Raw genomic sequence first — 11,525 nt, forward strand, 5'->3', positions numbered from 1 at the left:
AATGGGTAATAGGAATTTAATCTTATTTAACGCAGAATGGATCGAGCTTTTATCTGAAGGGTTTGATCATGAATTTTTGCATTAAAAACGACAGGCTCGGCACTGGTATGTCGATTGTGAACTTCATCGGTTCGCCTAATATCGGCGGCGAACTAAAGGCCAAGTTCCTGATCATTCACTACACCGCCAGCGGTCCGGAAGCCGATACCGCCAGGTATTTTTCGCAAGATACTGCCAATGTTTCGGCGCATCTCGTCGTGCGCCGCGATGGGTCAGTAACGCAATGCGTGCCATTCAATGTTGTCGCCTGGCATGCCGGCAAGAGCCAGTGGACGGGGAAGGGCGGTACCAGATATTCGGGACTGAACAATTCAGCGATCGGCATAGAAATCGAAAACTGGGGACCGCTTGGCAAAAGTGCTGGAGGATGGGTCTCGTGGACCGGAGCGGCCGTTGATGGGTCGAAGGTCATCGAAGCCCGCCATAAATTCGGTGTGCCCGATTGCGGCTGGGAAGTCTTCACCACAGCGCAGATCGAGACCGTGATCGCCGCAGCGCAAGCCATCTGCCGCGAATATGCCATCGAGGATATCATGGGTCACGATGATATCGCCCCCGGCCGAAAGTCTGATCCCGGGCCGGCTTGGGACATGGCAGCATTCAAGGCGAGCGTAAGGGGCGGGGGACCTTTCCAGCTGAACAGGCAGCGTGCGCTGGACATTCGTGCGCGAATAGCGAGCGGTGAAGAGGAAACTTTCCCCGAAGATGTCGTGTCGGCTTTGGTGGCTGGCCAACATCCGGTACGCGTCTTTCGGAAATGGCGCGGGATGACTGCTGTGGCCTTGGCGCGGGCCGCCGGAATCTCTCAGCCGTATCTATCTGAAATTGAAAATGGAGCCAAGGATGGTTCGCTGTCCGTTATGAAGCGCGTTGCTGCGCTCCTAAACGTAACTCTGGACGATTTAGCTGGTTAGACCGCTCAAATCCCTTTCACAAAGCTATCCAGCACGCGCTTTTGCCCGGCCTTGTCGAAATCGATCGTCAGTTTGTTGCCTTCGATCGACGAGACATTGCCATTGCCAAACTTGATGTGGAACACGCGGTCGCCCACGTCGAAATTCGAGGGCGTCTCGCTGACGGATTTCGCCACCAGTTCGCCATCGATCGTGCGGCCCTTCACTGAACCGCGTCCTGCGCCGAGAACGGAATCCGTTTCGCCGTAGCCGATGCGCTCCACTTTTGCGCCGGAGCGCGAGCCCCAATTGTTGCGCGTCGCGTCGGAGCGGTTTTGTTGGGCGCGTTGCCAGCCAGGTGTTGAATAGGTGTTTTCGAACGGGTCGGCGCGATCAAAGCGCGATTGGCCGTAACCGCCGCCCCGGCCGCCATAGCCTCCGTAACTATCGCCGCCTGCTACCACGTCCACATGCGCTTCCGGCAGCTCTTCGAGAAACCGGGAAGGGATCGTCGATTGCCACAGGCCATGGATACGCCGGTTTGAAACGAACCAGATATGCAGGTTCTTCTTGGCGCGCGTCAGTCCGACATAGGCGAGGCGGCGTTCTTCTTCGAGGCCCGAGCGGCCGCCTTCATCCAGCGCGCGCTGGTGCGGAAACAGGCCTTCTTCCCAACCCGGGAGGATGACCGTCTCAAACTCAAGGCCCTTGGCCGAGTGCAGCGTCATGATATTCACGGCATCGAGGTTCTCGTTCTGCTCGGCATCCATGACCAGTGCCACATGTTCGAGGAAAGAGCGCAGCGACTCATATTCCTCCATCGAGCGGATCAGTTCTTTCAGGTTCTCCAGTCGCCCCGGTGCCTCGGCGGAACGATCCGCCTGCCACATGGCCGTATAGCCGGATTCGTCGAGGATTTTCTCGGCAAGCTCCGGATGCGGGGTCGTGTCAATCAGCCCCTGCCAGCGCTGGAAATTTTCCACCACTTCACGCAAGGCCGAACGCGGCTTGGGCTTCAGCTCTTCCGTCTGGATGAGGTCGGACGCTGCCTCGAGCATGCTGATGTCGCGGGCCCGTGCATAATCATGCACCTGCCGGATCGCTGCTTCGCCGAGCCCGCGCTTCGGCGTATTGATGATGCGTTCCAGCGCGAGATCGTCCGCGCCTTGCGCCACGACGCGGAAATAGGCCAGCGCATCGCGGATTTCGAGACGTTCATAAAACCGTGGGCCGCCGACCACCCGGTAGTTCAGCCCGAGCGTGACAAAACGGTCTTCGAACTCGCGCATCTGGAACGAGGCGCGCACAAGGATCGCCATGTCGTTGAGATTGTGGCCCTTGCGCTGCGCCTGCTCGATCTCTTCACCGACAGCGCGGGCTTCCTCTTCGGAATCCCAGGAGGCGTGCACATTGACCTTCGCGTCTTCAGGATTGGCCGCATCGGTGAAGAGGGTTTTGCCGAGACGGCCTTCATTGTGCGAAATCAGGAACGAGGCAGTACCGAGAATATGTGCCGTCGAGCGGTAGTTGCGCTCCAGCCGGATCACAACTGCGCCGGGAAAATCCTTCTCGAAGCGCAGGATATTGTCCACTTCCGCGCCGCGCCAACCGTAAATCGACTGATCATCATCGCCGACACAGCAGACATTCTTGGAACCCTGCGCGATCAGCCGTAGCCACATATATTGCGCGGTATTGGTGTCCTGATACTCGTCGACAAGGATATAGCGAAACTTGGCATGATATTCTTTCAGCACATCCGGATAGGCGCGGAACATCCGGATCGGATGGCAGAGCAGGTCGCCGAAATCGCAGGCGTTCAGCGTCTTCAGGCGGTTCTGGTACGCGCTGTAAAGCTCGCGGCCCTTGCCATTGGCAAAGGCGCGCGCGTCGCCTTCCGGTATTTCGGAAGGACCAAGACCCTTGTTCTTCCAGCCGTCGATCATGAGCGCAAACTGCTTGGCGGGCCAGCGTTTGTCGTCGAGGCCCTCGGCCTGGATGATCTGCTTGATCAGGCGAACGACATCATCCGTGTCAAGAATGGTGAAATCGGACTTGAGACCAACCAGCTCCGCGTGACGCCGCAGCAGCTTGACACCGATCGAGTGGAAGGTGCCGAGCCATGGCATGCCCTCGACAGCACCGCCAACCAGAACGCCGATACGCTCTTTCATTTCGCGGGCGGCCTTGTTGGTAAAGGTCACCGCCAAAATCTGGCTTGGCCAGGCTTTGCCCAGCGAAAGGATATGCGCAATACGGGAGGTCAAAACGCGCGTCTTGCCGGTACCGGCACCAGCCAGGACGAGCACCGGACCTTCCGTCGTTTCAACCGCCAGTCGCTGTTCAGGATTGAGCCCGCTCAGGTAAGGTGGCGCCCCACGTGCTTGCATAGCGCGTGCAGCTATACCCGAAGGCTGGCGCGGCGGCGCATCAGCTTCGTCGAAAAACGGCATATCGTCAGGTAATCCGGACATTTGAACCCAATGTAGTGATTCGGTACCGAAAAACCAGAAAAATGCGATACAAAAAGAGAACGGCGAGGCTTAGGCACAATCTTCTACACCTAAACTTGAAGTTGAAATATAGGCCAAGCGATATTGCGTCCTTTGGATTTACGGCATACCCATTTTGATTGAGACGACTCTTTGACTTGAGCACACTCTGACAACCGCCGGCACGTTCGCAGCCGCATGTCAGAGATCATTCGATCCTGATTGAGCTTGGAAAAGGACCCCCGCCCCATGGCAATCACTCTGACAGCCCTCGTATTTCTCCTGATCGGTGCGGCACTTGGTGCCGGTGGTGTCTGGCTCGCGGTGCTTGGTGGCAGCTGGTATTATATACTCGCTGGGCTGGCTTTCCTGATCACGTCCTATCTTCTCTTCCGGAAACGCGCGTCGGCGTTGCTTGTTTACGCGATCCTGGTGATCGGTACGCTTGGCTGGGCCATCTGGGAGATCGGCTTTGACTGGTGGCAGCTCGCGCCGCGCGGCGGTGTCATCATACTGCTCGGGCTATGGTTGCTGACACCGTGGATTCGCCGCGGATTGAACGCCAGTGATGACGCACAGCGCGCTTCGTGGGGTCCGGCCGTTCCTCTGCTTTTCGCCGTTCTCGCCGCACTTTTTGTTGCCGGCTACTCCATGATGGGCGATCCGAAGCAAATCACAGGGGAGCTCAGCGAAGAGGTCATCGCAACCGAGCCAGATCTCGGCGGCAACGTTCCCGCCGATGATTGGCACCAATATGGTCGTACACCCTATGGCCAGCGCTATTCGCCGCTGAAAGAGATTACGCCAGACAACGTCGATAGTTTGCAGGTTGCCTGGACCTACCAGACCGGCGATGTGAAACTGCCCGATGACATCGGTGAAACCACCTATCAGGTGACGCCCCTGAAAGTGCGCGACACGCTCTATATCTGCACGCCGCACAATTGGGCCATCGCGCTCGATGCAGCAACCGGCAAGGAGAAGTGGAAGTTCGACCCGAATGTCGGGCTCAATCCTGACCGCCAGCACCAGACATGCCGCGGCGTCTCCTACTATGCGGACCCGGCGTTGCAGCCCGGCCAGCCTTGTGCCGAACGGGTCTATCTTCCGACCTCAGACGCGCGATTGATTGCCCTTGATGCCGCAAACGGCCAGATCTGCCCCTCCTTTGCCGACAAAGGCACGCTGCATCTCGAGAAGGGCATGCCATACGACCCGGCGGGCTATTATTATTCGACGTCACCGCCCGTCGTCGCTGCCGGCAAGATCATTGTCGGCGGTGCGGTCAATGATAACTACTCGATACATGAGCAGTCCGGCGTTATTCGCGCGTACGATATCAATACAGGCGCACTCATCTGGAACTGGGATTCAGGCAATCCCGACGTGACGACGCCCTTGCCGGAGGGCCAGACCTATACCCACAATTCACCCAACAGCTGGTCGGTCTCAAGTGTGGATGAGAAGCTCGGCCTGCTTTACGTGCCGCTCGGCAACCAGACGCCGGACCAGCTTGGCGCGGGGCGGTCGGAGAATGTCGAGAAGTTCTCGTCGTCGATCGTTGCGCTTGACCTGAATTCCGGCCAATTGCGCTGGGTACGCCAGACTGTTCATCACGATCTATGGGACATGGATGTTCCCGCCCAGCCGACGCTCCTCGATATCAATACCGCAACGGGCGCCATTCCAGCGCTCGTCGGGCCAACCAAACAGGGCGACATTTATGTTCTCGACCGGCGTACCGGCGAACCAATCCTGCCGGTAGAGGAAGTCCCGGCGCCGACGGGCGCAATAGAGGGGGATCATACCGCTGCGACACAGCCGGTATCTGCACTCAACTTCATACCGCAGCGTTTGACGGGCAAGGATATGTGGGGCGTGTCGATGTTCGACCAGCTGGCGTGCCGCATCGAGTTTCTCAAGCTACGCTACGAAGGCCGTTACACGCCGCCATCGCTGTTGGGGTCACTGATCTATCCCGGCAATTTCGGCGTGTTCAACTGGGGCGGCATTGCTGTCGATCCCGGGCGCCAGATTATGTTCGGCATGCCGACATATCTTGCCTTTACGTCAAAGCTGGTTCCGCGCGCCGATGTCCCTCCGCCGGGCGACAACACCAAGGGCAGCGAGCAGGGCCTCAATCGCAATGAAGGCGCGCCCTATGCGGTCATCATGGGACCATTTGTTTCGCCGCTCGGCCTGCCTTGCCAGGCTCCACCATGGGGCTATGTGGCCGGGGCTGACCTGCGCACAGGCAAAATCACCTGGAAGCACCGGAACGGTACAGTGAGGGATTCGTCGCCGCTGCCATTGCCGTTCAAAGTCGGCGTTCCGGGCATTGGCGGTCCGATGATCACCGCCGGTGGCGTCGCTTTCCTCGGTGCTGCCGTGGATGATTATCTGCGCGCCTATGATGTCACGAACGGCAATCAGCTTTGGGAAGCACGCCTTCCAGCAGGGGGCCAGTCGACGCCCATGTCCTTCGCTTTGAACGGCAAGCAGTATGTCGTCATGGTCGCCGGCGGCCACGGTTCTGTCGGGACAAAGCCCGGCGACTATGTCATCGCCTATACCCTGCCATGATAGTTGGTGTTTTTAACGTTGCGGGAGCTTCAAAGGAGCTCCCGTTTTCACGGTGCGGATGGCGAAATTCGAGCGGATGTCCGCCACGCCCGGAAGCAATAGCAGCTTTTCCGTGAGAAATCGCTCATAGGCGCTCAGATCCTCGACAACCACCTCGGCGAGAAAATCCGCGGTTCCGGAGATGAGGAATGCGGCTGTCACTTCCGGCATGGCAATCAGTGCCGCCTGTTGTGCGTCGGAGTTTTCGCGGCTGTGCTGCCCGACCTTGATTTCCACGAACACCGTCAAGCCGAGACCGACTTCCTTGCGGTCGATATCAGCGCGGTAACCGCGGATGACTCCGGCCTTTTCCAGATTGCGGATACGGCGCAGGCAAGGTGAGGGCGAAAGATTCACCTTGTCGGCAATCTCGACATTGGTCGCCCGTGCGTCCTCCTGCAGCGCTTCGAGTATTCCAATATCGAATTTATCCAGATTTGGCATAATCTGCTTTCTAGCCCATAAAAACTTCCTGAATATTGCTGTAACCGTATCAACACTAGCATCAACTTGCAAGGACATGCTCAGGCCATGGGCGCTATCCTGCCTTTCAACCGAAGATGTTCGGGCAATTTTGAAAGGAAGTTCCGATGGTTGCTCTCAGCCCAGAATTCAGGAAATCCAATTCCCTCGCCACAGGCTATGCGGGTGCGCTGGTCACCGTTTTCATCTGGGCGTCGTGGATCATTGCCACCCGCCACAGCAGCGGCACGCATCTCGGCACGATCGATCTTGGCCTCATCCGCTACGGTGTTCCGGCATTGGTCCTCGCTCCGGTGTGGCTGAAGACGGGACTCATCCCTCGTGATGTTCCGCTCGCCCTTGTGACCATCATGGTCTGTGGTGCTGGTGCGCTGTTCTTTCAGGTCACTACCTTCGCCATCCATTCGACGCCTGCTTCGGCAGTGGGTGTTCTCCTCGGCGGCTCGATGCCGCTTGCTGCCGCGCTGATCGGCGTCGTTGTGTTCGGCGAGCGGCCGGATCTCACGCGCTGGCTCGGCCTTGCCTCTATCGTCGCCGGTCTTGCCATCCTTCTCGTGCTTGCCCTGAACAGTCATGAAATCACCTGGGTCAGCTTCGTCTTCCTGCCACTCGGTGCCTTGCTCTGGGCTGGCTATACCCATGCATTCAGGCGGTCCGGTTTGACGGCAGTGCAGGGCGGTGCGCTGATCGCGGTCTGGTCTTTCCTCATTCATGTTGGCCTCGCGCTCACCTTCGGCACTACAATCCTCGAGGTTCCACTGCCTGAACTCGGTTTGCAGTTCCTGAGTCAGGGTGTCCTGTCGGGTCTTGCCGCGATGTTGGCCTATGGCATTGCCGTCCGTTCCCTTGGTGGCAGCCAGGCAGCCGCCTTCAGTGCACTGACGCCGGTGCTTGCTGCTCTTGGCGGTGCCATATTCCTTGACGAGCTGGTCGGCGTCTGGGAGATTGTGGCAGCACTTATCACCGGACTTGGCGTTGCCCTTTCAACCGGTATCCTCTCGCATCGCGCCAAGGGCTGATGCGAGGGACGCACGCCTTGTCCTCCACCTTTGGAGAAAACAGTTATGGACAAGCCGACAATCACCCAGGCGATGGTCGAAGCCTACGACGAATATACCCACCTGTCGCTTGACCGCCGCGCCTTCATGGAAAAGTTGACAAAGCTTGCCGGTTCCGGAGCTGCTGCCGCCGTCATCGCCCCGATGCTGGCGGCAAACGCTGCGCAAGCCGGGATCATTGCGGTCGATGACCCAAGGCTTCGCACCAAGGACATCGTTTTTTCGACATCCGCAGGAGACATCAAGGGATATCGGGCAAGCCCGGCCGAACGTTCGGGCAAGCTCCCGGCTGTTATTGTCATTCATGAGAATCGCGGCCTGAACGAGCATATTCGTGACGTTGCCCGCCGCATGGCGCTCGAAGGTTTTGTCGCGTTGGCGCCAGACCTGCTTTCCGCCTCTGGCGGTACGCCCGGCGATGAGGACAAGGCGCGGGAGATGATCGGAGCACTCGACCCAAAAACTGCGATTGCAGAAGGCATTGCAACCATCGAGTATCTCAAGCAGGATAAAGGGACCACCGGCAAAGTGGGCGTCGTCGGTTTTTGCTGGGGCGGTGGCATGGTCAATGATCTTGCCGTCAACGCCCCCGATCTGGGCGCCGGGGTCGCATATTATGGCCGGCAGCCAAAAGCCGAAGACGTTGCCAAAATCAAGGCGCCGCTGCTTTTGCAATATGCCGGTCTCGATACGCGGATCAATGCAGGCATCGATGCCTACAAGAAAGCGCTCGAACAAAACGGCAAGAGTTTCGAGATCCATATTTATGATGGCGCCAACCACGCTTTCAACAATGATACGTCGGAAGCCCGCTATGACAAGAAAGCGGCGGATCTCGCCTGGAGCCGGACGGTAGCGTTCTTCCAGAAGAATCTGGCGTGAGGAGTACGAAAAACAAAAGGGAAACCAAAAGCTTGCGGGACCGTTCTAAGGCCATTACTTCTGGTCAAAGAAGGAATGACCCGATGCGAATTGTTACCCTCGCCTTAAGCGTTGCGCTTTTTTTTCTGGCAAGCGTCCAGTTGGGCCTTGCACAAGAGCGGGTTTTTCCCGGCGGTTCCGGTGTCGGGCTCGTGCCTCCTCCGGGTCTGGTCCTGTCTACCAATTTCAGCGGGTTCGAAGATGCCGCCAAAGGTACATCGATCGTTCTGACGGAACTGCCGGTGGACGCCTATGCCGAGCTCGCGGCAAAATTCAATCCCGATGGTCTGCGCGCGACCGGGATCGAGGCTGGCCAACCGGAAGATTGGCCTGTCGAAGGCGCTGTGGTCTCAAAACTCATTCGCGGCAGCCAGGTCGCAGCCGGGGTCAGATACCGGAAATGGGTCGTCCTGGTCGGTGCCAAGACGACAACTGCCATGGTGACGGTACAAATACCCGATGGCGTCCAGGGAGGCTTGTCCGATGCGGATGTCGAGACCGCCCTTCGCACGATCACGATCCGCAACCCACCAAGCCTCGACGAGCAGGTTGCTGCCTTGCCGTTCAAGGTGTCCGATACGGCCGGGTTCCGCCCGGTGCGCGTCATAGCAGGGGCGACTTTTCTTTTGACGGAAGGTCCGAATGATGTCGCGGCAAACTCGGCCCAGCCCATCATCATCATTGCATCCAATCTCAATACCGCGCCGGAAGCATCGGCGCGAATGTCCTTTGCCAAACAGGCATTTGCCTCATTGACCGGCATCAAGGATGTGCAGTCGGACAACGAGACGAGCTCTGAAGAAAATGGCGCCGAATGGGTCGAGATCGACGGGAGTGCCAAGGATGCTGCCAGCGGAGATGCGCTGTACGTCGCGCAAATTGCTCGTTTTGAAACAAGCCGTTACGTGCGCGCCATCCTGATCGTGCGGGGTAGCGAGAAGGACAAGTTTTCCGATCGTTTTCGAAAACTAGCCAAATCCCTGACGATCAACTAAAATTGGCTATGGAGAAAAGCTACCGACTCACCAAGAACGAGATACGGCCATTGATCCGCAACTATGGCGGTTGCATCGCGACGGATACGATTACGATCGATGGCTATCCGGTGCGTTTCATGTACCGCGAGGATCCCGACAACGAGATGGATAGCGGTTGGCGGTTTCTCTCCGGTTTCGAGAGCGACGACTATATGGAAGACCCGGATAACAGCGGCATCTTCGAGGTCAATACCATCGCCAATTACGATCCCAGTATCATTCCGCTTCTGGACGCTCCTGTCGGCAGTGTGTTCGAAAAGACCGGTGAGCAGGAGCGCTTCATCCCCGTTACCGATTGGCAGCCGGGCGAAGACGATGATGAGGATGACGACGACAATTAGATCCCGCCTTTTCGCATGCGGGAAGTCGTCACGGTAATCACACAGAGTTACAACTGGACAAGTCGTGTGCATTCCCCGAAAATGCACGCGTGGAAGACATATATTGAAGGGTGGATACTGGAATGGCATTGGCAGACGCGGGAGCTTTGCTGCGCAACGAAAACGGTATCGCGACGGTCGTTTCTATTCTGAAGAAACGCTTCGGCGACAATGCGCAGTCGGGCAAGTCCATTCGCGAACAGCACGCGCATACGACGAGTTACGTGCCCAACCAGGCACCGGATCTGGTCGTTTTCGTTGAGTCCGCCGAGGATGTTCAGGAAATAGTGCGCCTGTGCAGTGAATGGGGTGTTCCGGTGATCGCGTTTGGAACGGGCACTTCGCTCGAAGGTCATGTCAACGCGCCGGCCGGCGGCATTTCCATTGATCTTTCGCGCATGAATCGCATTCTCAAGGTCTACAGCGAAGATTTGAATGTCGTTATAGAACCAGGGGTTACGCGCAAGCAGCTCAACGAATATCTGCGCGACACGGGTTTGTTCTTCCCCATCGACCCCGGCGCCAATGCCAGCCTCGGCGGCATGGCGGCGACGCGCGCTTCGGGCACCAATGCCGTGCGCTATGGCACGATGCGCGAGAACGTGCTGGCACTGAAGGCGGTGATGCCCGACGGACGCTTGATCACCACGTCGAAGCGGGTGAAGAAGACATCGGCGGGCTATGACCTGACACGTCTGCTCGTCGGCTCGGAGGGCACGCTCGGCATCATCACGGAACTGACGCTGAAGCTTTATGGCATTCCGCAGGCGATTTCCGGCGGCATCTGCGCGTTTCCGGATCTTGAAAGCGCTTGCAATGCGGTGATCGAGACCATTCAGATGGGTATTCCCGTCGCGCGTATCGAACTGGTCAATCAGCTCGAAATGCAGGCGATGATCGCCTATTCCAAGCTGGATTACGAGCCTGCACCCTATCTCTTTCTCGAGTTCCACGGCAGTGAAACCAGCGTTGCCGAGCAGGCAGAACTCTTCGGTGAAATTGCCGCTGCCAATGGCGGCGGTGAATTCAAATGGACGGCCAATGCGGAAGAGCGGGAGAAGCTCTGGTCGGCGCGTCACAATTCCTATTTCGCCTGCATGACGCTCGCGCCTGGAAAGCAGTCACTTTCGACCGACGTGTGCGTGCCGATTTCGCGCTTGGCGGAATGCATCGTCGAGACCGAGAAGGATATCGAGGAGAGCGGGCTGATTGCGCCGATCGTCGGTCATGCCGGCGATGGTAATTTCCACGTGCTCGTGCTTTTCGACGAGAAAGACCCGGCCGAGATCCAGAAGGTCGAGGCATTTGTCGAGCGGCTCAATTTGCGGGCGATCGCGATGGATGGAACCTGCACGGGTGAACATGGCATCGGCCAAGGCAAGATCAAGTTCCTTCGGGCAGAGCTCGGTGGTGCTGTCGATGTGATGGAAGCGATCAAGCGCGCAATCGATCCGGGCAATATCATGAATCCCGGCAAGATCTTACGCCTTTAGGCTCGCAGATTGATTCCGGGCGCTAAACCATCGTGTGAGCGTTGGAAATTGACCAGAAAGACTGTCATGTCTTGCCGCCGCCAAAA

General features: G+C 57.9%; 9 protein-coding genes. 7 read left to right on the top strand and 2 right to left on the bottom strand.

Translation table 11 applies throughout. The annotated features are described in order from the left end of the window. Nucleotides 1–68: 68 nt before the first annotated feature. Nucleotides 69–974 carry a type II toxin-antitoxin system RelB family anti-toxin gene (locus N8E88_RS24080; protein WP_262292795.1) on the top strand — a complete coding sequence of 302 codons (906 nt, stop codon included), beginning with the start codon at nucleotides 69–71 and terminating at the stop codon, nucleotides 972–974. A 5-nt stretch (nucleotides 975–979) separates the two neighbouring features. On the opposite strand, the gene N8E88_RS24085 is transcribed toward N8E88_RS24080, so the two are convergent. Further along, nucleotides 980–3,427, bottom strand: coding sequence for an ATP-dependent helicase (locus N8E88_RS24085; protein WP_262292796.1), 2,448 nt, complete (start codon nucleotides 3,425–3,427; stop codon nucleotides 980–982). Nucleotides 3,428–3,694: 267 nt separating this feature from the next. Here N8E88_RS24085 and N8E88_RS24090 point away from each other — a divergent pair, with 267 nt between their 5' ends. Beyond that, nucleotides 3,695–6,028: a glucose/quinate/shikimate family membrane-bound PQQ-dependent dehydrogenase gene (locus tag N8E88_RS24090; protein WP_262292797.1), complete on the top strand. Its 2,334-nt coding sequence runs from the start codon at nucleotides 3,695–3,697 to the stop codon at nucleotides 6,026–6,028. 12 nt (nucleotides 6,029–6,040) lie between these two features. Here the strand turns inward: N8E88_RS24090 and N8E88_RS24095 are convergent, their stop codons facing one another. Then, entirely contained in the window at nucleotides 6,041–6,511 is a 471-nt protein-coding gene (locus N8E88_RS24095; RefSeq protein ID WP_262292798.1) for an Lrp/AsnC family transcriptional regulator, read from the bottom strand. Between the two features lie 146 nt (nucleotides 6,512–6,657). Here N8E88_RS24095 and N8E88_RS24100 point away from each other — a divergent pair, with 146 nt between their 5' ends. The 5 genes from N8E88_RS24100 (at nucleotide 6,658) to N8E88_RS24120 (ending at nucleotide 11,439) form a co-directional block, all read left to right on the top strand. Next, on the top strand, nucleotides 6,658–7,569 hold the full coding sequence (locus tag N8E88_RS24100; RefSeq protein ID WP_262292799.1) for a DMT family transporter: 912 nt from the start codon (nucleotides 6,658–6,660) through the stop codon (nucleotides 7,567–7,569). 45 nt (nucleotides 7,570–7,614) lie between these two features. Further along, entirely contained in the window at nucleotides 7,615–8,490 is an 876-nt protein-coding gene (locus tag N8E88_RS24105) for a dienelactone hydrolase family protein (RefSeq protein WP_262292800.1), read from the top strand. Nucleotides 8,491–8,573: 83 nt separating this feature from the next. Then, complete coding sequence (locus N8E88_RS24110) at nucleotides 8,574–9,524, top strand: hypothetical protein (RefSeq protein WP_262292801.1); 951 nt, start codon at nucleotides 8,574–8,576, stop codon at nucleotides 9,522–9,524. Nucleotides 9,525–9,532: 8 nt separating this feature from the next. Further along, nucleotides 9,533–9,907 carry a DUF2185 domain-containing protein gene (locus N8E88_RS24115; protein ID WP_112530052.1) on the top strand — a complete coding sequence of 125 codons (375 nt, stop codon included), beginning with the start codon at nucleotides 9,533–9,535 and terminating at the stop codon, nucleotides 9,905–9,907. Between the two features lie 122 nt (nucleotides 9,908–10,029). Next, nucleotides 10,030–11,439 (top strand): FAD-binding oxidoreductase, encoded by a 1,410-nt coding sequence (locus N8E88_RS24120; protein ID WP_112530050.1) that lies wholly within the window; start codon nucleotides 10,030–10,032, stop codon nucleotides 11,437–11,439. The last annotated feature ends 86 nt before the right edge of the window (nucleotides 11,440–11,525 follow it).

This window comes from Phyllobacterium zundukense (assembly GCF_025452195.1).
In the GTDB taxonomy this organism is placed as follows: Bacteria; Pseudomonadota; Alphaproteobacteria; order Rhizobiales; family Rhizobiaceae; genus Phyllobacterium; species Phyllobacterium zundukense_A.